The organism is Gemmatimonadota bacterium (genome assembly GCA_016720805.1).
GTDB lineage: Bacteria > Gemmatimonadota > Gemmatimonadetes > Gemmatimonadales > GWC2-71-9 > Palsa-1233.
In genome coordinates this window covers 399,485-423,396 of the sequence record JADKJZ010000014.1, presented here as the reverse complement: position 1 = coordinate 423,396, position 23,912 = coordinate 399,485, and the positions used below count along the sequence as shown (strand labels likewise).

General features: G+C 68.4%; 22 protein-coding genes. 8 read left to right on the top strand and 14 right to left on the bottom strand.

The features are described from left to right. The gene (locus IPP98_12175; protein MBL0179865.1) at nt 1-1,419 is read right to left on the bottom strand and encodes a M48 family metalloprotease; all 1,419 of its coding nucleotides are present in this window, start codon (nt 1,417-1,419) and stop codon (nt 1-3) included. A 39-nt stretch (nt 1,420-1,458) separates the two neighbouring features. On the opposite strand from IPP98_12175, the gene IPP98_12170 reads away from it, so the two are divergent. Then, on the top strand, nt 1,459-2,748 hold the full coding sequence (locus IPP98_12170; protein MBL0179864.1) for a threonine/serine exporter family protein: 1,290 nt from the start codon (nt 1,459-1,461) through the stop codon (nt 2,746-2,748). A gap of 157 nt (nt 2,749-2,905) precedes the next feature. On the opposite strand, the gene IPP98_12165 is transcribed toward IPP98_12170, so the two are convergent. Both IPP98_12165 and IPP98_12160 read right to left on the bottom strand, forming a co-directional pair. Then, on the bottom strand, nt 2,906-3,820 hold the full coding sequence (locus tag IPP98_12165) for a TIM barrel protein (protein MBL0179863.1): 915 nt from the start codon (nt 3,818-3,820) through the stop codon (nt 2,906-2,908). Between the two features lies 1 nt (nt 3,821). Continuing rightward, nucleotides 3,822-5,315: a Gfo/Idh/MocA family oxidoreductase gene (locus tag IPP98_12160; protein ID MBL0179862.1), complete on the bottom strand. Its 1,494-nt coding sequence runs from the start codon at nt 5,313-5,315 to the stop codon at nt 3,822-3,824. Nucleotides 5,316-5,961: 646 nt separating this feature from the next. On the opposite strand from IPP98_12160, the gene IPP98_12155 reads away from it, so the two are divergent. Continuing rightward, entirely contained in the window at nt 5,962-6,876 is a 915-nt protein-coding gene (locus IPP98_12155) for an FAD:protein FMN transferase (protein ID MBL0179861.1), read from the top strand. Here IPP98_12155 and IPP98_12150 read toward each other — a convergent pair. Further along, nucleotides 6,873-8,609 (bottom strand): hypothetical protein, encoded by a 1,737-nt coding sequence (locus tag IPP98_12150; GenBank protein MBL0179860.1) that lies wholly within the window; start codon nt 8,607-8,609, stop codon nt 6,873-6,875. The two genes, IPP98_12155 and IPP98_12150, sit on opposite strands and share 4 nt — an antisense overlap. Continuing rightward, nucleotides 8,610-9,743, bottom strand: a complete 1,134-nt coding sequence (locus IPP98_12145; GenBank protein MBL0179859.1) for a VanZ family protein — start codon at nt 9,741-9,743, stop codon at nt 8,610-8,612. It lies immediately after the preceding gene. 108 nt (nt 9,744-9,851) lie between these two features. On the opposite strand from IPP98_12145, the gene IPP98_12140 reads away from it, so the two are divergent. The 5 genes from IPP98_12140 (at nt 9,852) to IPP98_12120 (ending at nt 13,787) form a co-directional block, all read left to right on the top strand. Continuing rightward, nucleotides 9,852-10,715, top strand: a complete 864-nt coding sequence (locus IPP98_12140) for an SPFH domain-containing protein (protein ID MBL0179858.1) — start codon at nt 9,852-9,854, stop codon at nt 10,713-10,715. Nucleotides 10,716-10,725: 10 nt separating this feature from the next. Continuing rightward, nucleotides 10,726-10,914, top strand: coding sequence for a toxin-antitoxin system HicB family antitoxin (locus IPP98_12135; GenBank protein MBL0179857.1), 189 nt, complete (start codon nt 10,726-10,728; stop codon nt 10,912-10,914). A 52-nt stretch (nt 10,915-10,966) separates the two neighbouring features. Further along, nucleotides 10,967-12,562, top strand: a complete 1,596-nt coding sequence (locus IPP98_12130) for a SulP family inorganic anion transporter (GenBank protein MBL0179856.1) — start codon at nt 10,967-10,969, stop codon at nt 12,560-12,562. Nucleotides 12,563-12,579: 17 nt separating this feature from the next. Next, entirely contained in the window at nt 12,580-13,218 is a 639-nt protein-coding gene (locus tag IPP98_12125; protein MBL0179855.1) for a carbonic anhydrase, read from the top strand. A gap of 110 nt (nt 13,219-13,328) precedes the next feature. Further along, complete coding sequence (locus IPP98_12120; GenBank protein ID MBL0179854.1) at nt 13,329-13,787, top strand: hypothetical protein; 459 nt, start codon at nt 13,329-13,331, stop codon at nt 13,785-13,787. Nucleotides 13,788-13,866: 79 nt separating this feature from the next. On the opposite strand, the gene IPP98_12115 is transcribed toward IPP98_12120, so the two are convergent. Further along, complete coding sequence (locus IPP98_12115) at nt 13,867-14,124, bottom strand: (4Fe-4S)-binding protein (GenBank protein ID MBL0179853.1); 258 nt, start codon at nt 14,122-14,124, stop codon at nt 13,867-13,869. A gap of 164 nt (nt 14,125-14,288) precedes the next feature. Here IPP98_12115 and IPP98_12110 point away from each other — a divergent pair, with 164 nt between their 5' ends. After that, entirely contained in the window at nt 14,289-15,299 is a 1,011-nt protein-coding gene (locus tag IPP98_12110; protein ID MBL0179852.1) for a methylated-DNA--[protein]-cysteine S-methyltransferase, read from the top strand. A gap of 49 nt (nt 15,300-15,348) precedes the next feature. Here IPP98_12110 and IPP98_12105 read toward each other — a convergent pair whose 3' ends face one another. Genes IPP98_12105 through IPP98_12070 form a run of 8 tightly spaced genes read right to left on the bottom strand, consistent with a single transcriptional unit; the run spans nt 15,349 to nt 23,878 of the window. Continuing rightward, a complete protein-coding gene (locus IPP98_12105) occupies nt 15,349-17,016 on the bottom strand; it encodes a formate--tetrahydrofolate ligase (GenBank protein MBL0179851.1) in 1,668 nt (555 codons plus the stop codon). A gap of 11 nt (nt 17,017-17,027) precedes the next feature. Beyond that, on the bottom strand, nt 17,028-17,405 hold the full coding sequence (locus tag IPP98_12100) for a hypothetical protein (GenBank protein ID MBL0179850.1): 378 nt from the start codon (nt 17,403-17,405) through the stop codon (nt 17,028-17,030). Continuing rightward, nucleotides 17,402-18,010 carry a molybdenum cofactor guanylyltransferase gene (gene mobA / locus IPP98_12095; GenBank protein MBL0179849.1) on the bottom strand — a complete coding sequence of 203 codons (609 nt, stop codon included), beginning with the start codon at nt 18,008-18,010 and terminating at the stop codon, nt 17,402-17,404. The genes IPP98_12100 and mobA overlap by 4 nt, the downstream gene beginning before the upstream one ends. Further along, entirely contained in the window at nt 18,007-18,228 is a 222-nt protein-coding gene (locus IPP98_12090; protein MBL0179848.1) for a formate dehydrogenase subunit delta, read from the bottom strand. The genes mobA and IPP98_12090 overlap by 4 nt, the downstream gene beginning before the upstream one ends. After that, a complete protein-coding gene (locus IPP98_12085) occupies nt 18,215-18,982 on the bottom strand; it encodes a formate dehydrogenase accessory sulfurtransferase FdhD (GenBank protein ID MBL0179847.1) in 768 nt (255 codons plus the stop codon). The genes IPP98_12090 and IPP98_12085 overlap by 14 nt, the downstream gene beginning before the upstream one ends. 35 nt (nt 18,983-19,017) lie before the next feature. Further along, nucleotides 19,018-21,828, bottom strand: coding sequence for a formate dehydrogenase subunit alpha (gene fdhF, locus IPP98_12080; protein ID MBL0179846.1), 2,811 nt, complete (start codon nt 21,826-21,828; stop codon nt 19,018-19,020). Further along, a complete protein-coding gene (locus IPP98_12075; GenBank protein MBL0179845.1) occupies nt 21,825-23,378 on the bottom strand; it encodes a formate dehydrogenase in 1,554 nt (517 codons plus the stop codon). Before IPP98_12075 ends, fdhF begins: the two co-directional genes overlap by 4 nt. Continuing rightward, a complete protein-coding gene (locus IPP98_12070) occupies nt 23,375-23,878 on the bottom strand; it encodes a formate dehydrogenase subunit gamma (protein ID MBL0179844.1) in 504 nt (167 codons plus the stop codon). Before IPP98_12070 ends, IPP98_12075 begins: the two co-directional genes overlap by 4 nt. Between the last annotated feature and the right edge of the window lie 34 nt (nt 23,879-23,912).

Here is a 23,912-nt window from a genome sequence, read left to right as displayed (position 1 = left end):
TCAGCGGAAGCGCACCGTCTTCAGCTTCTTCCCCTGCGGCTGCATCGCGCCTTCCTCGACGCTGTTGAGCAACGCCAACTCCGCCGCCGTCGTCGCCCCACCACTCTCTGCCGCCAGCGCCGACATCGTCATGGCCCGCGGCAGGGTGATGACGCGCAGTTCGCGCACCCGCGTGAAGACCTGGTTGGCGGGCGTCGCCGCAAACGAGCCGATCGAATTCTTGATCGCGCCGCCCAGCTGCGGCCACGACGCCGCGACCGACATGCCGACGAACTGCCAGACGGCGTTGCGGTAGTTGATGTAGGCGACTCGCCCGAGCAACTGCTGACCGTCCTGGGTCACCGCCGAGAAGTCGGCCCACTGGGCCGGCGAGCCGCCGATCTGCCCCTGCTGCACCGCGGTCGTGGTGACGCCCTGCTGCGCCTGCCACGCCTGCATCGCGGCAGCGATCGTTGCCTGCGACGCCTGACTCAGTTGCAGCTGTCCCGCACCATTCGGTTCGGCACCGATCACCTGGGTGGCCTGGTTGATTCCTTGCCACCCCGTCGGCAGGTCGAACTGGAAGAGCAGGCCGGGATGGAGAAAGCGGACGCCCTGGAAATAGCCCTGACGTGGGTCCTGCCCGTAGACCAGATGATCGAGGTGGTCGAGGAAGCGGTCGCGCCCTGTCACCAGCTTGGAGTAGTTGCTGACGGTGTCGGCCCACCCCTGCGTCGCCGCGACGCGATTGCCCGGATCGGGGTGCGTGGAGAGGAAGCCGGGAATCCGGCCCGCGTTGCCGCTCGCCTCACCGACCCGCTGCAGCGTCATGAAGGTCTTCGGCATCTCGCGCACATCGTACCCCTGTGTCAGCGCGTAGCGATGGCCGAGTCCGTCGGACTGGCTTTCCTGGTCGCGACCAAACTTGAGGAAGAGGATCCCCAGTCCGGTGCTGCCGGCCTGCGCGATCCGCTCGTCCTTGGCGAGGATCGCGGCGCCGAGAATGCCGATGGTGCCAACCTGTTGCCGCGAGATGGCGGCGACGGTGTGCTTGGCGGTCACGTGGCCGATCTCGTGGCCCACCACCCCGGCAAGTTCGGCCTCGCTGTTCAGATAGGCGAGGATGCCGCGGGTGATGAAGATGAAGCCTCCCGGGGCGGCGAAGGCGTTCACCATCGGGTCATCGATCAGGTGGAACTCCCACGGCAGGGCGGGTCGTTCGCTCGCGGCCGCCATCGCCTTTCCCACCCGGGCGACGTAGGCCTCGAGCGCCGTGTCCGGATAGAAACCCGTCTCGGCCCGGGCGCGCGCCAACTCGCCCTTCCCCATTTCGATCTCCTGGGACTCCGAGACGAGGGAGAGTTGGCGCTTCCCGGTGACGGGATTCGTGGCACATCCGGCGACCAGCAGGACGGCGAGGATCTGGGGGAATCGCGGCATTCGCTCCTCGGGGAGTCGGGGACGTATCATTCAGCGCAGATGACGACGACCAACAAGGATATCACACGCACCGCATGGACCGGCTGGACCCCGGCGCAGGGCTTCCCCCTGCCGAGCGGCCCCGGCCCGGATGATCGCGTGTCGTTCGTGCTGCGATTGGGCCGGTCGCTGCACACCTCAGGCTACGCCGCCAATCGGCTCGAAGAGGCCCTCGAACTGACCTGCGATCGACTCGGGCTGCAGGCGCAGATCTTTTCGATGCCGACCTCGATCATGGTCTCGTTCGGGCCGCAGGACGACCAACGGACCTTCCTGATCCGCGTCGAGCCGGGAGAGTCCAACCTCGGCAAGCTCGCCCAAACGGACGAGGTCACCCGCGAGGTCCTCAGTGGGCAGTTGACGCCGCTCGAGGGATCGCGTCGCCTCGAGGCGATCGAACTCGCCCCGCCGCCCTATCCCGTCTGGTTGACGACCGCCGCCTTCGCGATTGCATCAGGCAGTTCGGCGCGCTTCCTCGGCGGTGGCTGGCATGAGATGGTCGCCGGCTTCGGCATCGGACTCGCGATCGGCCTGCTCTCCCTCGTCACCACGCGCATCGCCGGCCTCAATCGAGTCTTCGAGCCGGTCGCTGCACTCACCGCCTCGCTCCTGGCGGCGGGCGTGGCGTGGGCCGGATTCCCGATCTCGGTGTTCATCGCCACGCTCGCCGGCGTGATCGTCCTGATTCCGGGACTCACCCTCACCACCGCCATGACCGAAATCTCGACTCGTCATCTGGCGGCGGGCACCGCCCGCCTGATGGGGGCGATCGTGCTGCTCCTCGGCATCACCTTCGGCATCGCGCTCGGCAGCAAGGTCGGCGTACTGGTGCTCGGGAAGATCGTGTCGACCCGTATTGTGCCGTTGCCGGAGTGGACCCTCTTCGTTGCGGTGTTCGTCTCCGCGCTCGCCTTCATCGTCCTGCTCAAGGCCGAGGGACGCGACGCCCCGTGGATCATCCCCGCCGGCGCCCTCGCCATCATCGGGTCACGCTTCGGCGGCGATACCCTCGGCCCGGAGCTCGGGGCCTTCGTCGGCGCGCTCGCGGTCGGCATCGGCGCCAACTGGTACGCCCGCATCACGAACCGTTCCTCGCAGATCGTCCTCGTCCCGGGCCTGCTCATGCTGGTTCCCGGCAGCATCGGCCTCCGGTCGCTGACCTCCCTGCTCGACAAGGATGTCATCGTCGGCGTCGAAGGCGCCTTCCGGATGATCCTGATCGCCGTGTCGCTCGTCTCCGGCATCTTGATCGCGCAGATCGTGAGTCCGAAGCGGAAGTTGTTGGGGTAGGGGTCAGTAGTCGTTAGTCGTTAGTCGTTAGTCGTTAGGGTGTGCGTTGTCATCCCGAGCGCAGCGAGGGATCTGCGTGACGGCGATCACGCAGATCCCTCACGTTGTTCGGGATGACCCCGGTCGAGCCCAACGACTAACGACTAACGACTCACGACTACTTCGGCTCCACCGCCCTGTACGCCGCCACCACCGCCAGTTCCCCCTCCTTCCCCGCCTTGGCATTCCCGTGCTCCATGCCGAGCACCCCGGTGTACCCCTTCGCCTTCAGGTGCGAGAAGATCCGTGCATAGTTGATCTCCCCCGTGCCGGGTTCGCGCCGGCCGGGGTTGTCGCCGATCTGCACGTAGGCCACCTCCGACCAGGCGCGATCGAAGTTGGGAATCAGGTTTCCCTCGGTGATCTGCTGATGGTAGATGTCGAAGAGGATCTTGCACGACGGCGAGTTCACCGCCCGGCAGATCTGGTACGCCTGCGGAACCCGCGTCAGGAAGAGCGAGGGATGGTCGCGCCGATTGAGCGGCTCGAGCACCATGACGAGGCCATGCGGCTCGAGCAACGCCGCCGCCTTCCGAAGCACCTCGACGCCATTGGCCGTCTGGTACTCAAACTCCAGTCGCGGGGCGACCTCGCCCATCACCACCGTGATCCACTTGGCGTTGACGCGCTTCGCGACCTCGATCGAGGCCCGCACATCGGCGAGGAAGGATTCGGTGAATCCCTCATCGCCGCCCGCGAAGGTGATCTTGCCGAACGCAGTGCCCGGGTTGAGGACAAAGACGCCCATCGTCATCCCGAGTCTGGCCATCTCGCGACCGATCCGCTCCTGCTCCTCGACCGGGCGACCGCGCATCCCGTTGTCTTCCAGCGCGCGGAAGCCACGCTCATGCATCCACCGCAACTGGTCGACCACGTCGTCGCCGGCATTGCCGGCGAACATGCCGAAGTGCGGCGCGAACTTCACCGAGAACACCGGATCGGCGCCCCGAATGCTCGCCGCCAGCGGCTGTCCCGCGGTCAGCGCCGCGGCCCCTGCCGCGACGCCGGCGGCGACGAAGTGTCGCCGTTCCATCTCACCATCCCTCGTTGAAGGTCCGCGAGAGCGTGGTCTGCCCCGGCATCGGCACCGGCGGCACCACCAACGAGCCGAGCGCGAACGGCTTCGGCATCAGGTCGAGCTTCGCGGCCATCAACTGGGCCCAGGTGACATCCTTGCCGGTGTAGGCCGCCTCGCGCCCCATGATGGCCGTCAGCGTGCTCTCGGCGATGCGGCGCCCCTCGTTGAGCGGCGTGCCGGCGCGGATCGAGGCCACCAGGTCGCGGTGTTCCTCGACGTACGGGTTCAGCCCTTCCGCGACCGCGGGATGCGACCAGGTGCTCCCGCCCGCGGTGATCTTGTTGTAGGCGTTGGAATTGCCCTTGGTGCCGAGGACGCGCTCGCCAACCTGCGACGAGGTCCCGTCCTGCTGCCGACACATCGACATCAGGCGGACGCCGTTCGGATACTCGTATTCCACGGCGAAGTGGTCGTAGATGTGGCCATACTCCGCCCCGGTGCGCGCCTGACGGCCGCCCATCGCGGTGGCCTTGATCGGCAACGCGCCGATGACCCAGTTGGCGACGTCGAGATTGTGCACGTGCTGCTCGACGATGTGGTCCCCCGAGAGCCAGGTGAAGTAGAGCCAGTTGCGCAGCTGCCACTCGGTGTCACTCCACTCCGGCTTGCGGGCGAAGTTCCAGAGCGAGCCCTGGTTCCAGTACACCTGCGCCGCGACGATCTCGCCGATCGCGCCATCGTGAATCCGCTTGATCGTCTCGATGTAGCGGGGGTCGTGGCGACGCTGCGTGCCGCAGACGATCGCCAGATGCTTCGACGCCGCCGCCTCCGAGGACTTGATCACCGACATCGCGCCGGTCACGTCGACGCAGACCGGCTTCTCCATGAAGACGTGCTTGCCGGCGTTGATTGCCGCCTCGAGGTGCATCGGGCGGAACGCCGGCGGCGTCGCGAGAATCACCAGGTCGACATCGGCCGCCAGCACCTTCTGGTAGGCATCGATCCCGGTGAAGGTCTTCTCCGGCGTGACCTTGTACTTCGCGGCGAAGCCGGGGTTCTCGGCGGCCACCTTCGCGAACTGCTCGCGCGCGGAGGCGAGGCGATCCGGAAAGATGTCGCCCATCGCCACGAGGGTGACGTTCTCGCTCGCGGTCAGGGCGTCGCGGACGGCGCCGGTGCCCCGGCCGCCGCAGCCGATCACGCCAATGCGGATGGGGTCGGCGTCGGGGACGCCAATGGCGAAGCTGCGGCGCGGCAGGGCAAGCGCCCCCGCGGCGGCCGCGGCGGCAGAAGCAACGAAGTGACGACGGTCAATGCTCACGGGATCCTCACGATGCGGAAGCCTACGAAGGTGCCATCGGACAACCACCAACGACTCTTGGGAATCTGCGGGTCGGTCGAGTTCCAGCTGGGGGCCTGCAGGTCGCGCGGCCGGCCGAGCACCACGCTCGCCGGTTGACGCCAGGTGCCGCCGCGCAACACCGGGGTGCCATCCGCACCCGTGACCCATTCACCGGCGTTGCCGAGCAGGTCGAAGAGGCCGAGCGCGTCGGCGGCGCGCGTGGCCACCGGATGCGCACCGGCCTCGGCGTTCTCGGCGACCCACGCGAGTTGCTGTACCTTGGCCGGGGTCAATGGCCCCTTGCCGAGTGCGAGCTCCGCGGCACGCAGCCACTGCGCATCGGTCGCCAGTGCGTAGCGGTGGCCGGTCTTCTGGCTCAACCACTCGGTGTAGCGAACCGCGGTGTAGTAGGTCATCGAGAGGGCGGCGTAGCCGGCATGGCCGAAGCCATGATCCGGCGCGCCGTAGGGCCGCGACGGCCGCGTGGTGGCATCGATGTTGTTTCGTTCGGCGCGCGCGATGTCGAGCCGAAAGGCGAAGATGTCGAACGCGTCCCACGTCACTTCCGTGCGGCCAATCCAGAACGCGGGGACCGTCACCTTCTGCGGACCCTTCGGGCCCGGCACCAGCACCTCACCGCCACTCACCGGCACCATCTCGAAGGTGACCAGCGAACCGGGAATCGAATCGGTGTACGGACGGAGTGGCGCTTGGGCGGCCGCAGGCCATGCAACCAGCAGGGCGCACGCGCCGCGTGCCACGAACGATGGTAGCTTCATCAGATATGCACGCGAGGATGCGAGGGAGAGTCGGGATGGCGATCATCCTGACCGCGATCTTGAAATTGCACGGGGCGCCCGTCGTTGCACAGGGGGGAGGCCACGAGTATCGCCAATTGCACCTCGGGATGGAGGTCCGCCTGGTCCTCCATGCCGACCAGGCCACGGCCGATGCCGCGGCCCGCGCTGCCTTCGGCCGGATCGCGGCCCTGGAGCAGCTCCTCAGCGACTGGCGCCCGACCAGCGAAGTCCGCCAGCTGACCGACCACCCGGGAGCGTGGCAGCCAGTCTCGGCCGAACTGTTCGAGGTGCTCGCCCGCGCCGTCGCCATGAGCCGAACCAGCGGCGGCGCCTTCGACCCGACCGTCGGGCCGCTGGTCGCACTCTGGCGCGAAGCCCGCCGGACCGGCGTGGCTCCACCAGACTCCGCCATCCGCCGCGCACGACGTGTCACCGGCTGGCGCCTGATCGGGCTCGACTCGCTCCACCGTCGTGTCCGCATCGATCGCCCCGGCATGCGCATCGACCTCGGCGGCATCGCCAAGGGATGGATCCTCGGCGAGGCGCGCACCACCCTCCGTGCGCACGGCGTCACGGCCATGCTCCTCGAAGCCGGCGGCGACCTCCTGCTCGGCGACGCCCCGCCGGGCCGGCCAGGGTGGGAGGTGTCGGTCCCCACGCCGCATGGCGATTCGACGCTCGTACTCCACGATGTCGCGGTCTCGACGTCGGGCCCCTCCGCCCAGCATGTCGTGATCAGTGGCGTCGCCTACTCGCACGTCATCGATCCGCGCAGCGGACGACCACTCACCACCGCTTTCGAGACGACGGTGTTGCATCGCGATCCCGCGACCGCCGATGCACTGTCGACGACGATCACGGTGCTCGGCCCCACCCGCGGCCTCGCACTGGCCCGTCGCCTCGGCGGCATCGTGGTGACGCGCCGCTAGCGCCGACCCTCGGCGATCAACGCGAGTTCCCCGACGGCAACCAACGGCCGGCCACTGCCGCCGGCGATATCGATGAGCAGCCCGGGGATGCCAACCGAGAAGGTGCTCCACTGCTGGCCGTCCCAACGCCACGCCCCGCCCGCTTCACCGACGACCCAGATGTCGGTCCCGTCACCGATGATGGCGCGCAACGCCCCTGACGTCGGTGACGGCAACTGCGCCCAGCGCGCGCCATTCCAATGGAGGACCACTCCCTCTTCGCCCGCCACCCAGACGTCGCGTGACGAACGCCCCCACACGCCGCGCAACAAGGCGCGCACCGGCGTTTCGAGACGACGCCATTGCGCGCCATTCCAGCGCAGCACCGTGCCACTGTCGCCGACGGCCCAGAGGTCGACCCACTCGTGACCCCAGACATGGCGCAGGAATCCGGTCGTCCCCGTCGAGGTGGACCGCCATCCCGCGCCATCGGACACCAACGCGGTGCCCTCCGCGCCGACGATCATCGCGCGCCCACCAGGTCCCCACCAGACACTTCGCAGCAAGCCGCCGAACGGCGACGACTCGTGCTGCCAACTGTCGCCCTCGCGACGGAGAATCGTGCCACTGTCACCGACCACCAGCAGCTGCGACGCGTTCGGTCCATCGAGGCCATAGAGCGACGTCTTCGTGGGGAGCGTGATGCGCCGCCAGGCGCCCGCCTCGCGGGCATAGGCCAGCCCACCGAGGCCAACCGCCAGGCCGCGTCCGTCCGCCGCGACATGGGCGCCGAAGAGGACGGCGCCGGTGTGTTGCACCTGCCAGCCATCGCGATCGTCGAGTACTTCCCCAAACCATCCCGCCGCGAATTGCCGTCCGCCCGCGGTCGCGACGGCGCGCAGATTCTCGCCCGGTCCGCTGACCGACGCGAGCGACCACTGCTCCCCGTTGCCGCGGAGGATGCGGCCGCCGTCTCCGACGATGGTGAAGTCGCCGTTTCCGACCGCCACCACCCTGAAGAGGGTCACCGGCGTCGGCGAGGCCACCTGCCGCCAGACGCCCGATCCATCGCGCAAGAGAATCGTCCCCGATGCGCCCACCGCGACCACTCGCCCCGCCCCATCACCGGCGACACCGAACAGCGGCTGCGCCGTCGGTGTCGACACCCGCTGCCACGCGCCATTGGTGCAGCACTCGACGACGGTGCCGTTGTTGCCCACCGCAACCAGCGACTCGTCCGACCGTCCCCACAGGCTCCAGAGCTCGGTGCTGGTCGGCACCGACATCTGCCGCCACCCGGTCGCCGAGTGCTGCGCGATGTATCCCCCCGTCCCCACCACCCAATAGCGCGATCGATCGAGGCCCCACAGGCCCAACAACTGGACGCCCGCGATGGTGGTATCGACGGACCACGCGCCGTCCTCCCGGCGAAGCACCGAGCCACCATCACCGACGGCGAGGAGGTGATCGGCGTCGGCCCCCCAGAGACCGGAGATTGTCTCGGTAACCCCTGCAGTCTCTGCCTGATAACGTTGGCCGTCCCACCCGAGAACGACCCCGCCCTGCCCGCCGAACCAGGCACGACTTGAGGACGCGGCCCACGCGGAGAGGAAGCTCGTGTTGGTCTCGCCACGCGCGACGACATCCATGGCAACGGTCGGTCCGGCACCGCCCGTCGGCAGGGTCGGCTCCGCGAGGCAACCGCCAAGGGCAACCAGTACTGTGACGAGCGCCACGCCCCGTGGAACGCGCATTCAGCGGAGTCCGAGCAAGGTGAGGATGTGGGCACGTTGGGCGTCATAGAGCGTTGCCCCGACGGCCGTGGCGGCCAGCGCCGCGCCGACGCGGAGCACCGAATGCCAGGGCGTTACGGCAAACTCCAGCACCACCGCCATGATGACGGCGGCGACGAGCGGCCACGTGATCAAGCGCCGCAGCGGCTCCTGGCGACGACCGCGGGATTCCGCCACGAGATAGCCGAGCAGCGTGAACGCTGCTGCTTGGGCGATCACACGCAGAAGCGACTCGCGGGCAGCTTCACCACCGCCGGTGACGGCCAACGATCCGGCATGCAACGAGACGCCGACGAGCAGCACGGCGAGCAGCGGCAGGAGGGCGCGCACGACTTGCGGCTCGAGGCGCCGCTCCCGTCGGAGTGCCGCATGCCAGAGCGGCCCACCGAGCACGGCGGCGGCGAGCGCGACCCCGATGCCGATCCCGGCGAGGCGCGGGGCGACGCGCACGGCGGGGATGGTGGCAATCATCATCCAGACGGTCGTCATGAAGACCGGCAGCGCGGCGCTGGTGTGCTCGTCTCGGCCCACGGTGGACACGGCGGTGATGGCAAGCGCGCCGGCCACCCCGATCGGCGCCAACATCCAGAGTCGCTCGGGTGCGCTGCCGCTGCTCAGGCCGATCAGCCAGGCCAGCGGCCAGAGCAGATAGACCAACCCGATCATCGGCTGATCGAGCCAGAGCCTGGTCACCAGCGTCGTGGTGGCGACTCGGCGCGAGAGCGCAGTCGAGATCGCGGCACCGATCCCGGCACCCACGCCATTGGCAAGCAGGTCGCTGAGGGTGGTGTAACGGGGCGCGAGGAAGAGCTGGGCCGTCTCGATGGCGGCCCCGAGCAGGAGGCCAAAGGCGAGGGAGGCGCGGACCGATCCACCGCGGGACCGATGCCAGAGAACGCCGAGTGGGACGAAGAGGACGATGTTGAGGAGGACGTCGGTGGCCCAGCCGCCATCGGTCACGATCAGGGCGGCGGTGAAGCGGGCCGGGACCGCGAACTGGAACGGAGCCAGCGTGATGACGGCCACGACGACGGCGAGGTAACCGAGAAAGAGTCCGCCGAGGCGGCGGCCGGTGGCGACGGAGGGGTGCGACAAGCCGGGAATATCGGCGGGTGGGGAGGGGGGAGCAACGCGTCCCCTTGCGGAACGAGGAATCAATGTGATATCATATCGGTGTCACCCTAACTGGATGGCTCCATGATGATTCGTGAAATTCCGCGCAAGGCCCTGAACGGCATTCTCGCTCTCCTCCTTCTGGCTGTCGGCACCATCGGCGCCATCGGCATCGTGATCACCGGCGCCCAGCAGGAGGACCCCGCGCGCGCCCTCCTCGGGGCGGGAGCGGTGATCGTCATGGTGACCCTCTGGGCAGGGCTCCTCTCGGTGCAGCCGAACCAGGCGCGGGTGCTCACCCTCTTCGGCGACTACAAGGGGACCCTGAAGACCCCCGGCCTCTGGTGGGTGAACCCCTTCATGGGGAAGAAGGCGATCTCGTTGCGGATCCACAATTTCGAGACCGCGAAGCTCAAGGTGAACGACCTGGACTCGAATCCGATCGAGATCGGCGCCGTCGTGGTCTGGCAGGTCGTCGACTCCGCGGAGGCGCTCTTCGAAGTCGAGAACTACGAGGACTACGTGCGCGTGCAGAGCGAGTCGGCCGTGCGGACGCTGGCGACGCAGTACCCCTATGACGCTCACAAGCCGGACACGATCTCGCTGAGCCACAACGCGGCCGACATCGCCGAACAGCTGGCGGCGGAGGTCCAGAATCGGCTCGCCAAGGCGGGGATGAAGGTGCTGGAGGCGCGGATCACTCACCTCGCCTACGCGCCGGAGATTGCCGGCGCGATGCTCCGCCGGCAGCAGGCAAGCGCCATCATCGCGGCGCGCGAGAAGATCGTCGAGGGCGCCGTCTCGATGGTGGACATGGCGCTGCGCCTCCTCGAGGAGCGGTCGGTCGTGACGCTCGACCAGGAGCGCAAGGCGGCGATGGTGTCGAACCTGCTCGTGACGCTCTGTGCCGAGCAGCCGATGCAGCCCGTGGTCAACACCGGCTCGATCTACTAGGTCTGGCGACATGAGTGAGCGCAAGACGTTCCTGGTCCGGCTCGACCCGAGCCTGCATGCCGCCCTCCAGCGGTGGGCCGCGGACGACCTGCGCTCGCTCAATGGGCAGATCGAATTTCTTCTCCGTCGGGCGCTCGCGGCATCGGGGCGCCCCATCCCCGTAGTTTCCCCGATTTCCGAGGAAAACAATCGTGGTTAGCATGGGGCGTTCTCTCAGACGCTGACCGACCCGCACATTCAGGACGACGATCATGACGCCCCCTCACGCCACGACCGCCGCCGCGCCTGCCCCCGACGCAGTCGCCTCTCCCCCACCCCATCCGAATTGGCTCAAGGACGACCTCGGCGCCGCCGTCGTCGTCTTCCTGGTGGCCCTCCCGCTCTGCCTCGGCGTCGCCCTGGCCTCAGGCGCCCCGCTCTTCGCCGGCATCATCGCCGGCGTCCTCGGCGGCCTGATCGTGGCCCCACTCTCCGGGTCCCAGCTGATGGTGAGTGGACCAGCCGCCGGCCTGACGGCGATCGTCCTCTCCGCGATCGGCACCCTCGGGGGATTCGAGCCTTTCCTGCTCGCGGTCGTGATCGCCGGTGCCATTCAGGTCGGCCTCGGCCTCATCGGCGCCGGCGTGATTTCGTACTACTTCCCCTCCTCGGTCATCAAGGGGATGCTGGCAGCGATCGGCATCATCCTGATCCTGAAGCAGGTGCCCCACGCCGTCGGCTACGATGCCGATGCGATGGGTGACGAAAGCTTCCGCCAGGCCAATGAGCAGACCACGCTGAGCGCGCTGCTGGAAATCCCCCAGCTGCTGGAATGGGGCGCGGTGCTGATCGCCGTCGTCTCGCTCGCGCTGCTGCTGCTCTGGGAGCGGCCCGCGCTGAAGGCACTGACCTTCTTCCCCGGTCCGTTGGCGGTCGTCCTCGCGGGCCTCGGCATCAACAGCCTGCTCGGCATGCTCGGCTCGCCCCTCGTGTTGGGGGCGTCGCACCTGGTGCAGTTGCCGTCCTTCGGTGAGCTCGCGGGACAATTCAGCTTTCCGCAGTGGGCCGCGATCAGCAATCCGGCGATCTGGCGCGTGGCAGTGACCATCGCCATCGTGGCGTCGCTCGAGACACTGCTCTCGATGGAAGCCACCGACAAGATCGACCCGCTGAAGCGACAGTCCCCACCGAACAAGGAGCTGATCGCCCAAGGCGTCGGCAATACGCTCAGCGGGTTGCTCGGTGGTCTGCCGGTCACCGGAGTCATCGTGCGTTCCTCGGCGAACATCGATGCGGGCGGCAAGACCAAGCGGTCGGCGATCGCCCACTCGATCCTCCTGCTGATCGCCGTGATGGCGATCCCGGGGCTGCTGAGCCGCATTCCGTTGGCGGCGCTCGCGACCATCCTCGTGTACACCGGCTACAAGCTGGCGCATCCGCGGCTCTTCCGCGCGGCATGGGCGACCGGCCTCGAGCACTTCATTCCGCTGGCGGTCACGGTGATCGCGATCCTCTTCACCGACTTGCTGGTGGGGATCGCCATCGGACTGGCGGTGGGTGCCTTCTTCATCCTGCGGGCGCACGCCAAGGCGCCGGCGCTTCGCCAGATCTCGATCGACGGCGCGGTGCTGACGCGGTATGTGCTCCCGGATCAGGTGACCTTCCTCGCGAAGGCCAGCCTCTCGGAATTCCTCCAGCGCGTGCCGCCGGGGAGTCGTCTGGAGATCGACGGTCGACGGGCCCAGCGCGTTGACTACGACATCGCCGAGTTGTTGCAGGACTTCCACGCGACCGCAGCAGCCCAGGGCATCGACTATCGCCTGGTCGGCCTGCCGGAAGTCCGCAGCACACCCGCCCACTCGCACTGACCTCAGGAGCAGCAGCCATGGAAGCGTTCGACAAGATGCTGGAGTTCAACCGTCACTGGGCGGCGGAGATGGTGGCGAAGGACAGCGGCTATTTCACCCGCCATGCCTCGGGGCAGACGCCGCACACCCTGTTCATCGGCTGTTCGGATTCGCGCGTGCAGACCAACACGCTGACGGGCACCGAGCAGGGCGAGATGTTCGTCCACCGCAACATCGCCAATCAGGTCTACGGGTCGGACCTGAATGTGTTGTCGGCGGTGGACTACGCCGTCGACGTCCTGGATGTGAAGCACATCATCGTCTGCGGCCACTATGGCTGCGGCGGCGTGCGCGCGGCCGCGGCGGCGGAGTCGCCGACCCACGGGCTGACGGACCACTGGCTGTCGCAACTCCGGACCATCAAGCGTCTCCACAAGGATGAGCTCGACGCGTGCGGCGAGGGCGAGGCGCGCCTCGACCGGCTGGCCGAGCTCAACGTGCTCGAGCAGGTGCACAACCTGGCCGCGACGCCGGTGATCCGGGACGCCTGGGCTCGGGGGCGCCGCCCGATCCTCCACGGCGTGGTCTACGACATCCGCACCGGGCTGCTCAAGGAGCTGGCCACCCGGATCGACGGGGTGGACCGGATCCGGAGCATCTTCGGCGACGCCGGCTGACCCGCGGGTGGGCCGGGCGATTGGCCCGGTCGCCGTCGGGCACTAGTTTGCAGGAGGCGCCGCCCATCTGGGGCGTGCGGGACCATCACCTTCTCGACCGAGCCTGAACCATGCGATCGATCCTCGCCCTTCCGCTCCTTGCCGTGGCCCTGGTGGCCTGTGGTGACAAGTCGCCGGAACCGTCATCCGAGACCAACGACTCGACCACCGCCGCGGCGCCCGAAATCAAGATGCCGCACGTGATGGCGTTCGACGCGGGGCACGCGCTCGACTCGACCGGCGCGATCGTCGGCGGCGTCACGTCGCGCTTCAATAGCGGCGACACCATCTTCGTCTCGGTGCGCACGCAGTATGTCGCCCCAGGGGCCAAGCTTGAGGCCATCCTGATGCAGGGGACGACCAAGGTGGCCAGCGACAACGGAATCGTCGGTGACCCCGACACGACCAGCGGTATCGCCACGCTGCCGATCCGCTTCCAGAGCGGCAAGCCCTGGCCGAAGGGGAAGTACCAGATCGAGGTCCTGCTCGATGGCATCTCGCAGGGCCTCAAGCCCCTCGAGATCGAATAGTCTTGCACGTGCAGCATCCGGCAACGCAGCGGGCCGCCCCATGGGGCGGCCCGCTGTGCATTCGAGCCCAGCCGGCCGCTCAGTCCGGCGCGATCGGCGGCACGGCAGGATGCACGGAGGTGATCAGGTGCGCCTGCAGGGCCCCCGAGGGACACTTGGCCACCGCGGCGATGACTTCGTGGGCGCCGGCGGCGTCCGGATGCACCCACCGCGGGCGCGACACGTCGAACACCGCCGGCAGCGTGCGCAGACAGACGCCCGAGTGCTGACAGACCTGGGGGTTGAAGGTCACGCGGACGTCACCGCTCTCGTACACCTGCAGTCGGTCACGACTCATACCGCCTCCGGTGGATCGGGGATGCCATGGAATGTAGCGCGCGACGCCGCGCCGGAGGCAAGGTGTCCCGAAATTGACCGTCCAATTTCCGGTGGCGCCCGCCGGGGGATGGCGGTAAACTGGCAGCCATGACGCGCCTCTCCCCATTGCCCGCCCGTCGCACCATGATGCGTGCCGTGACCAGCCGCGACCCGGCGTGGGACGGCCTCTTCATCGTCGCGGTCCGCACCACCCGAATCGCCTGCCGGCCGGTCTGCCCGTCGCGCCCGGCACTGCCGGAAAATCGCGAGTTCTTCGCGACGCTCGCCGCGGCGGAAGCCGCGGGCTATCGCGCCTGCCGTCGCTGCCACCCCGGCCGCCCGGCGCCCCTGCCGACCTGGTGGGGACGGCTCGAATCGGCACTCGCCACGGCGGGAGCGGAGCGGCTCTCCGACCAGGCGCTGCAGCAACTCGATCTCGACCCCGTGGTGATCCGACGTCATTTTCGGCGCACCCACGGCATGACCTTCCAGGCATGGGCCCGCGCTCAGCGCGTTGCCAAGGCACAGCACCGACTCCGCGAGGGCGACATGCTCGATCACGTGATCCTGACCTCAGGCTACGCCTCGCACAGCGGCTTTCGCGATGCCTTCGCGCGGATCGTCGGCATGCCACCTGGCCGGGCACGAGGTGGCGAGGCGATGGTCGCGACGACCTTCGATTCGCCGGTCGGTCCGCTGGTCGCCGCCGCGACGGAGGAGGGAGTGATGTTGCTCGAATTCGGCGACCTCGCCCGCCTCGAAGAGCAGGCTACCCGACTCCGGCGCCGCTTCGTGGGGCCCCTGGTCGTTGGCGAACACCCGCACCTCAGCCAACTCGGCGCGGAACTCACCGAATACTTCGCCGGCACGCGGCGCGACTTCACCGTGCCGCTGGTGGTGCGCGGCACGCCCTTCGAAGAGCGCGTCTGGGCCGCGCTCCGGCAGATCCCCTACGGCGTCACCTGCTCCTATGCCGATGTCGCCGAGCGGATCGGTTCACCCAACGCCAGCCGCGCCGTCGGTAGCGCCAACGGCCGCAACCGCCTCGCCATCGTGATCCCCTGCCACCGCGTCGTCAATGCCGACGGGAAACTCGGCGGCTACGGCGGCGGGCTGTGGCGGAAGAAGCGGTTGCTGGAACTGGAAGCAGGATGATCGATCATCGATGATCGATCATCGATGATCGATCATCCTGTCTTGAACGTCACGAAAGTCCTTCAATCCGCCCATCCGCCGCCACCCGCATCCCCTCCGCGGCCGGCACCTTCGACAATCCCGGCATCGTCATGATGTCGCCCGTCTTGCAGACCACGAAGCCTGCTCCGGCCGATCCCCACACCTCGTTGACCGTGATCCGGAATCCCTTCGGCGTGCCGAGGCGGGTGGCATCGTCGGTGAGCGAGTACTGCGTCTTCGCCATGCACACCGGTGTGTCAGCCATGCCGATCGATTCGAGATAGTCGATCTGCCGCGCCGCCGCAGGCGTGAAGTCGACGCCATCCGCGCCGTAGACCTTCTGCGCAATCGTCTCCGCCTTGGCGCGGATCGGCAAGGCCGTGTCGTAGATCGGCTGGAAGTTCGCGGTGCCGCCATCGAGGAGCTTCTGCACCTCGCGCGCGAGCGCCTCGCCGCCTGCGCCGCCACTTGCCCAGACATCGCAGAGCGCCACCGGCACGCCCAGTCCCTCGGCGTACTTCGTGACCATGGCCATCTCGGCCGCCGTGTCGCTGAGGTGGCGGTTGATGGCGACCACCACCGGCACCCCGAACTGCCGGACGTTGCGGACGTGATGGGCCAGGTGTGGCAGCCCGCGCTCCAGGGCCTCGAGGTTCTCGACCCCCAGTGACGTCTTCGGCACACCGCCCTGCATCTTCAACGACCGGATGGTCGCCACCATCACCGCCGCCTCCGGCTTCAGTCCACCGGCGCGACACTTGATGTCGAAGAACTTCTCCGCACCGAGGTCCGAGCCGAAGCCCGCCTCGGTGACCACGATGTCGCCGAGCGCCAGCGCCGAGCGCGTCGCCACGAGGCTGTTGCAACCGTGCGCGATGTTGCCGAACGGCCCGGCATGCACCAGCGCGGGCCCACCTTCCAGCGTCTGCACCAGATTCGGGCGCATGGCATCCTTGAGCAGCAGCGTCATCGCACCAATGGCCTTGAGATCGCGGGCGCGCACCGGCGTGCGGGCAGTGCCGGCGGTCGAGCCCACGATGATGCGCCCGAGCCGCTCCTGCAGATCCTCGAGTCCGCTCGCGAGGGCAACGATCGCCATGATCTCGCTGGCCGGAATGATGACCCAGCGCTCTTCGCGTACGACGCCTTCGGCCGGACCGCCGAGGCCGATGATGGTCCGTCGCAGGGCGCGGTCGTTCATGTCGATGGTGCGCGGCCAGGTGATGCGGCGCGGATCGAGCCCGGTCGGATTCCCCTGCTGCAGCGAGTTGTCCATCATCGCCGAGAGCAGCGCGTGCGCGCTCGAGATCGCGTGGAAGTCGCCGGTGAAGTGGAGGTTGATGTCCTCCATCGGCAGCACCTGCGAGTACCCGCCGCCGGCCGCACCACCCTTCACGCCGAACACCGGACCGAGGCTCGGTTCCCGGATGGCCAGCACCGCGTTGGTCCCGAGGCGCCGGAACGCCTGCGCCAGCCCGACGCTCACCGTGCTCTTCCCTTCGCCACTGGGGGTCGGCGAGATGGCGGTCACCAGCACCAACTTCCCGCGCGGGGGCCGACTGGCCAGCTCGAGCGGGAGCTTCGCCTTGTACTTGCCGTACTGATCGATGTCGTCGGGGGAGAGGCCGAGGTCGGCCGCGATGGCGGTGATGGGGCGGAGCGTGGCGCTCTGGGCAATCTCGATGTCGGACGGCACGACCTGGGCGGTCACGGGCGATCTCTCGGCGATGTGGGATTGGGAAAGGTCTCCGCGCCATGATCCTCGGCACGGGGATGGAGACAGGCAAAGTCCTTCTCGATCAACAGGTGACACGACCCGCTGGGGGTCGGTTGGATCGACTCGATCGACACCGCATCACCCATGGCCCACGGCGTCGCCTCCGTCAACGGCACCACGACTTCCAGGCAGCCATTCAGGAACGTCGCCGTCACGGGACCACCGATGGCCACCACCAGGGCATAGCGAAGGGCACTGCCATCCGGGAGTTCGGTGCGCGCCTCGAGCCGCTGGCCCTGCCCGATGGCCTGCACCTCCGTGCGCGTGAGCCGAAGCCGGATCGACGAATCCCGCAGTCGCAGCTTCATGGCGCCACCGCGATCGGGGTCAGCAACCGATCGGCCCGCTGCAGGTTGTCCTGCGTGTTGATGTTGAGAAAGGCATCGGGATGCTGCGCGCAGTCCACGATCACGCTGTTCAGGCCGTCGGTCCAGCCGTGCACCGACCGACCCCCTTCGGACAGATAGCGGCGCAACGAGCCGCGCAGGCTCGTGGGGAACAGGAGAAAGAGGTGTTGCAGCTGGTGCCCGTCGTGGGGGAACGCGATGTCCGCCGAGGCGCGCCGCAACGCGAGCCCCAGCCGCGAGACGAGGGTCGGGTCCAACAGCGGCGCGTCACCCGGGCAACAGAACGCATAGGGGGTCGCGACGTGTTCGAGGATGGAGAGCAGCCCGCCGAGCGGCCCCATCCCGGGCACGTGATCGGCCATGACGACATCACCCCAGGCGCCGTGGGCGGTTGGGTCGACGTTGGCGCTGATCATCACGGTGCCGACCTGCGGGGCCAGGCGGGCCCGGACGTGCGCAATCAGCGGCGCGCCAGCCGCGACCAGCAGCGACTTGGTGACGCCTCCCATGCGCTGCCCATCGCCGCCTGCCACGATGATTCCCGTGATTTCTTCCGCCGGAATCACGCCGGGCGACCAGCCGTCAATCGCCTGGCCGCTTCCACCACGAGCGGATGCAGCGGCGGCGTTCCGGTCGCGAGGATCGCAAGCAACTCGAGCCGCATCGACGGTGTCCAGAATCCCGTCAGGTGCTCGGCCACGCCGGTGATCGCCTCCTCGGTCGTATACGGCTCGAAGAACTGGGCGATCTGCGTGGACATGCGGACCAGGTCAGTCGACTTCATCGGGAGACTCCCTCGGAAAGCGGACGACCTGCTGGCCGGGACCGGCGCAGGCCAGCGGGACGCCGAGCGCCGCCGAGGCCGCCAACGCCAGCGTGGTCGGCGCGGAGATCGTGGCCAGGAGCAACGCCCGGGCAACCGTCGCCTTGGCGACCAGCTCCACGCTGCAGCGCGACGTCATCGCGACGAATCCGGGTTCACCGAGCCGGCCTTGGCGTGCCAGCGCGCCCACCAGCTTGTCGAGCGCATTGTGGCGACCGACATCCTCGCGCACCAGAAGGACGGCGCCATCCGGCGCGCACCATGCCGCCGCGTGGACCGACCTGGTGACCGCGTTCACCGGTTGCAAGTCGGGCAGTGCCGCCCACGCCGCGAGGACGGCAGCATCGGTGACCACCTGCGTTGCCACCACCGGCACGACGCCGGCGAGTCCGCTGCGGAAGTCACCCAGCGACTCCAGGCCGCAGATGCCGCAGCCGGTCGCGCCCGCGACGCTGCGGGCGCGCGTCGGGCGCAGCGGCACCGGTACGTCGAGGTCGACCGTCCAGTCGCCTTCCTGCTGCGCGATGCGCAACCCGGTGACTCCCGCGGCGTCGGCAACCAGCCGTTCCGTCAGCGCGAGGCCGACGGCGAAATCGTCCAGGTCGGTCGGCGACGCGAGCATCACGGTCCACGGAGTTCCGTTGAGCTGCAGTTCGACCGGCACCTCGACGGCGATGCCCCAGGGCTCCGCCGCCGGCACACCGGCCACATGGATCGGCCGGAGTTCGAAGGCGGGCACCAGCGTTTCGCTCACGTCAGCGCCTCGGTCGCCTGCCGGGCCAGCGATTGGACGCCGATCGGATGCACCTCGACCGCCGTGACCTTGTACTCGGGGCAGTTCGTGGCCCAATCGGAGTACTCGGTCGTGATGACGTTTGCGGCGAGCTCGGGGTAGTGAAAGGTGGTGTACACCACGCCCGGTGGCACCCGGTCGGTCACATGCGCCTGCAGCATGATCTCGCCCATCCGGCTGGACAGCTCAACGGTGTCGTGATCGAGGATGCCGCGCATCTCCGCATCAGCCGGATGGATCTCCAGGACATCGCGCGGGTGCCAGACGACGTTGCTGGTTCGCCGGGTCGCGGTCCCCACATTGTATTGCGAGAGGATGCGGCCGGTGGTGAGCAGCAGGGGGAAGCGCCGAGTGGTGCGCTCCTCCGTCGGTACGAACTGGGTGATGAGGAAACGGCCACTCCCGCGCACGAAGCGGTCGGCGTGCATCACCGGCGTGCCCATCGGCGTCGCCGCCGTGCAGGGCCACTGCACGCTGCCGACCTCATCGAGATAGGCAAAGGACACCCCGGCGAAGGCGGGGGTCAGGGCGGCAATTTCATCCATGATCTGGGCCGCCGACTCGTAGTGCATCGGGTACCCCATTGCCGTCGCGAGCCGGCAGACGACCTCCCACTCGAACAATCCCGGCTTCGGCGGCATCGCCGGTCGGACACGGTTGATGCGCCGCTCGGCATTCGTGAAGGTGCCGTCCTTCTCGAGGAACGCCGTGCCCGGCAGGAAGACGTGCGCGAACTTGGCCGTTTCGTTGAGGAAGAGGTCCTGCACGACCAGGCAGTCGAGCGCGCCGAGTGCGGCGGTGACGTGGGTCATGTCGGGATCGGACTGGGCGATGTCCTCCCCTTGCACGAAGAGCCCGCGGAACTGGCCGCTGGTCGCGGCCGCCAGCATGTTCGGAATGCGGAAACCCGGTTCGGGGTCGAGGGACACGTCCCACGCCGCCTCGAAGCTGCCCCGGACGGTGGAATCGGAGATGTGGCGATACCCGGGCAACTCGTGCGGGAACGACCCCATGTCACAGGCGCCCTGGACATTGTTCTGGCCCCGCAGCGGATTCACGCCGACGCCCTCGCGACCGATCTGTCCGCACGCCATCGCGAGGTTGGCGATCCCCATGACCATCGTGCTGCCCTGGCTGTGCTCGGTGACGCCGAGCCCATAGTAGATCGCGCCGTTCGGCGCCGTCGCGTAGAGGCGGGCGGCGGCACGCACCTCGGCGGCGGGCACGCCGGTGATCGATTCGGTTGCCTCCGGCGACTGCGCATCCCGGGCGATGAAGTCGCGCCACTGCCCGAACGACGCCGCATCGCATCGCTCGGCGACGAACGCCTCGTTGACGAGTCCTTCCGTCACCACCACGTGCGCCAGCGCATTGATGAGCGCGACGTTCGTCCCGGGGCGCAGCTGGAGGTGGTGGGTGGCCGCGACGTGCGGACTGCGAACCAGGTCGATGCGCCGCGGATCGGCGACGATCAGCTTTGCCCCCTCGCGCAGGCGCTTCTTCATTCGCGAGCCGAAGACCGGGTGGGCGTCGGTCGGGTTGGCGCCGATCACCAGGATCACGTCGGCCGATTCGACCGATCGGAAGTCCTGGGTCCCTGCCGAGGTGCCGAAGGTCTGCTTCAGGCCGTAGCCAGTCGGCGAATGGCAGACGCGCGCGCAGGTGTCAATGTTGTTGTTGGCGAACGCGGCGCGCACCATCTTCTGCACCACGTAGACTTCCTCATTCGTGCAACGCGACGACGAAATGCCGCCGATGGCCCCGCGCCCATGCTCGGCCTGGATCGCCCTGAAGCGCGACGCCGCGAAGGCGATCGCCTCGTCGAACGACGCGACCCGCCACGGGTCGCTGGTCCGCTCGCGGATCAGCGGCGTGGTGACCCGGTCGCTGTGGGTGGCATAGCCCCAGGCAAAGCGTCCCTTGACGCAGGAGTGCCCCTCGTTGGCCCCGCCGTCCATGTCGGGGACCATCCGCACCACGTCGTTCCCCTTCATTTCCGCATTGAACGAGCAGCCGACGCCGCAGTAGGCGCAGGTGGTCTTCACCGTGCGCTCCGGCTGGCCATGCTCGATCACCGTCTTCTCGATCAGGGTCGCCGTCGGGCACGCCTGCACGCAGGCGCCGCACGACACGCACTCCGAGGCGAGGAACGACTCGTTCATGCCGGCGCTCACCGTCGAGCCGAAGCCGCGGCCGTCGATGGTCAGCGCGAACGTCCCCTGGATCTCCTCGCACGCGCGCACGCAGCGCGAGCAGACGATGCACTTCGCCGGATCGAACGAGAAGTAGGGATTGGAGTTGTCGGGGGTCGCGCCGAGGTGGTTCGCACCCTGGGTCCCGTAGCGCACCTCGCGCAGGCCCACCGCCCCCGCCATGTCCTGCAGCTCGCAGTCGCCGTTCGCCGCACAGGTCAGGCAGTCCAGCGGGTGATCGGAGATGTAGAGCTCCATCACGCTGCGTCGCACCCGGGCCACCTGCTCCGTCTGCGTGTGCACCACCATCCCCTCGGCCACCGGCGTGGTACACGAGGCGGGGAGACCGCGCCGGCCCTCCACGTGCACCAGACAGAGCCGGCAGGAGCCGAAGGCCTCCAGCGAGTCGGTGGCGCAGAGTTTGGGCACCGCCACGCCGGCCTCACGGGCGGCGCGCATGATCGACGTGCCGACGGCTGCCTCGACCGCGATGCCATCGATGGTGAGTTGGACGCGCGCCGTGCCATCCACGGGCGGCGTCCCGAGATCCACCCGGGCAGGAGTTGATGCGATCATCGGGGAAGCGCCTCGGCCGCGAGCGGGAAGTCACTGGCGAAGTGCGTGAGCGCACTGCGAACCGGCATGGGGGTGAGACCACCAAGGGCACAAAGTGAGCCGAGTTCAAGTGCCTCGCAGAGGTCCTGCAACACGGCCAACTGGCGCTCGGGCTGCTCCCCTCGGCGCAGGCGCTGGATCACCTCGACGCCGCGGGTCGACCCGATCCGGCAGGGCGTGCACTTGCCGCACGACTCGTCGGCGCAGAACTGCATCGCGAATTCGGCCTGCTCGGCCATGTCCACCGAGTCGTCGAAGGCGACGATGCCACCGTGGCCGAGCATGGCCCCGATCGCGGCGTACGATTCGTAGGCGAGCGGTGCATCCCACTGGGCCGCAGGGAGGTAGGCACCGAGCGGTCCACCGACCTGCACCGCCTTCAGCGGACGCCCGCTCCGCGAGCCGCCACCAAAGTGATCGAGTATCGTCGTGAGAGTCGCGCCGAAGGGCAGTTCCACGATCCCACCGCGGGCGATGTTGCCGCCGAGCTGGAATGGCATGGTCCCGCGTGACCGATCGACGCCGAAGCCGGCGTAGTGGTCCGCACCCTTGGCCAGAATCGTCGTCGCGGCGGCCAGCGAGAGCACGTTGTGCACCAACGTCGGATCCGCATGCAACCCGCGGATTGCCGGCAGTGGTGGCTTGGGCCGCACCGTCCCGCGCTTCCCCTCGAGGCTCTCCAGCAGCGCGGTCTCTTCGCCGCAGATGTAGGCGCCCGCCCCCAGAAACAGCTGGATGTCGAATGACCGCCCCGGCCCGAAGGCATTGGGCCCGAGCATGCCATCCTCGCGCGCCAGCTGCAGCACTTCGTCAAGCAAGCCCTGGGTGCGCGGATATTCCGACCGCAGGTAGATCACGCCATCGGTGGCGCCGACGGCCAGGGCGGCGATCGCCATCCCCTCGATCAGCTGGAACGGATCGGCCTCCATCAGCAGGCGGTCGGCGAAAGTCCCGCTGTCGCCTTCATCCGCATTGCAGACAATGTGCTTCTGCGCCCCCGGCGCATCGTGCACCGTCTGCCACTTGATCCCCGCCGGAAACGCGGCACCGCCGCGGCCCCGCAGCCCGGAGGCGGTGATCGCCTCGATGATCTGTCGCGGAGTCATCGTCAGCGCCGCATTGAGCCCGACCCCACCGCCGTGCGCCCGGTACTCGGCCAATGACCGTGGATCGATCACGCCGGCGCGGGCGAAGGTCAGTCGTTGTTGCTCGGCCAGGAACGGAATCGACTCGACCAGACCGACCGATCGGGGATGCGCCGTGCTCGGCAGCCCGCCCGCGGCAAAGAGCGACGCAACGTCGTCGATGTCGATCGGTCCGAATCCGTGGCGACCCGCCGGCGTCTCGATCTCGATCAGCGGCTCGAGCCAGTACAGCCCGCGTGAGCCCGTCCGCACCACCGTGGCATAGAGTCCGCGCGTCGCGACCTCGGCGGCGATGGCATCGGCCACCTCGTCGGCACCCAGGGACCACGCGGTCGTGTCGCCCGGGACGAAGATGCGTGTCGTCACGAGGACGCCTCCGCCCGAAGTACCGCGGTCAGCGCATCGAAACGCGCGGCCGTGACCCGACCATAGACCCGGTCGTCAACGCGGATCGTCGGGCCCGCGGCACAATTGCCAAAACAATAGGCCGGCTCCAACTGGAGCCGGCCATCAGGGGTCGCTTCATGAAAACCGACACCGCACTGCGACTTCGCATGATCCGCCAGCGCTCGGCATCCCACCGCCTGACAGGCCTCGGCCATGCAGAGCTGGACCACATGGTCCGCCGTTGGCTCCTCATGGAAGTCATGATAGAACGACACCACACCCTGCACCTCGGCGCGCGACAGATTGAGCGCGTGCGCGATCAGGCGAATGGCATCCTTGGGGATGTAGCCGAGGCACCCTTGCACCTCATGCAGAAGCGGGAGCAGGGCACCGGGCGCTGGCGTCACCTGAATGAGCAGGTCACGCACGGTCTCGAGGTCGCGTCCGGCATCCCGCGGGCTTCCACTGCGGTCGTCCATCGCTGGCTCCTGTTGGGCTGGCAAGCCGATGAAG

What these genes read in the sequence shown, in the direction of transcription:
- IPP98_12175 (MBL0179865.1), bottom strand. Translation starts at nt 1,419, where the DNA reads ATGCCGCGATTCCCCCAGATCCTCGCCGTCCTGCTGGTCGCCGGATGT.
- IPP98_12070 (MBL0179844.1), bottom strand. Translation starts at nt 23,878, where the DNA reads ATGGACGACCGCAGTGGAAGCCCGCGGGATGCCGGACGCGACCTCGAG.
- IPP98_12150 (MBL0179860.1), bottom strand. Translation starts at nt 8,609, where the DNA reads ATGCGCGTTCCACGGGGCGTGGCGCTCGTCACAGTACTGGTTGCCCTT.
- IPP98_12170 (MBL0179864.1), top strand. Translation starts at nt 1,459, where the DNA reads ATGACGACGACCAACAAGGATATCACACGCACCGCATGGACCGGCTGG.
- IPP98_12130 (MBL0179856.1), top strand. Translation starts at nt 10,967, where the DNA reads ATGACGCCCCCTCACGCCACGACCGCCGCCGCGCCTGCCCCCGACGCA.
- IPP98_12125 (MBL0179855.1), top strand. Translation starts at nt 12,580, where the DNA reads ATGGAAGCGTTCGACAAGATGCTGGAGTTCAACCGTCACTGGGCGGCG.
- IPP98_12120 (MBL0179854.1), top strand. Translation starts at nt 13,329, where the DNA reads ATGCGATCGATCCTCGCCCTTCCGCTCCTTGCCGTGGCCCTGGTGGCC.
- fdhF (MBL0179846.1), bottom strand. Translation starts at nt 21,828, where the DNA reads ATGATCGCATCAACTCCTGCCCGGGTGGATCTCGGGACGCCGCCCGTG.
- IPP98_12110 (MBL0179852.1), top strand. Translation starts at nt 14,289, where the DNA reads ATGATGCGTGCCGTGACCAGCCGCGACCCGGCGTGGGACGGCCTCTTC.
- IPP98_12155 (MBL0179861.1), top strand. Translation starts at nt 5,962, where the DNA reads ATGGCGATCATCCTGACCGCGATCTTGAAATTGCACGGGGCGCCCGTC.
- IPP98_12115 (MBL0179853.1), bottom strand. Translation starts at nt 14,124, where the DNA reads ATGAGTCGTGACCGACTGCAGGTGTACGAGAGCGGTGACGTCCGCGTG.
- IPP98_12135 (MBL0179857.1), top strand. Translation starts at nt 10,726, where the DNA reads ATGAGTGAGCGCAAGACGTTCCTGGTCCGGCTCGACCCGAGCCTGCAT.
- IPP98_12090 (MBL0179848.1), bottom strand. Translation starts at nt 18,228, where the DNA reads ATGAAGTCGACTGACCTGGTCCGCATGTCCACGCAGATCGCCCAGTTC.
- IPP98_12100 (MBL0179850.1), bottom strand. Translation starts at nt 17,405, where the DNA reads ATGAAGCTGCGACTGCGGGATTCGTCGATCCGGCTTCGGCTCACGCGC.
- IPP98_12160 (MBL0179862.1), bottom strand. Translation starts at nt 5,315, where the DNA reads ATGGGTCACGGGTGCGGATGGCACCCCGGTGTTGCGCGGCGGCACCTG.
- IPP98_12165 (MBL0179863.1), bottom strand. Translation starts at nt 3,820, where the DNA reads ATGGAACGGCGACACTTCGTCGCCGCCGGCGTCGCGGCAGGGGCCGCG.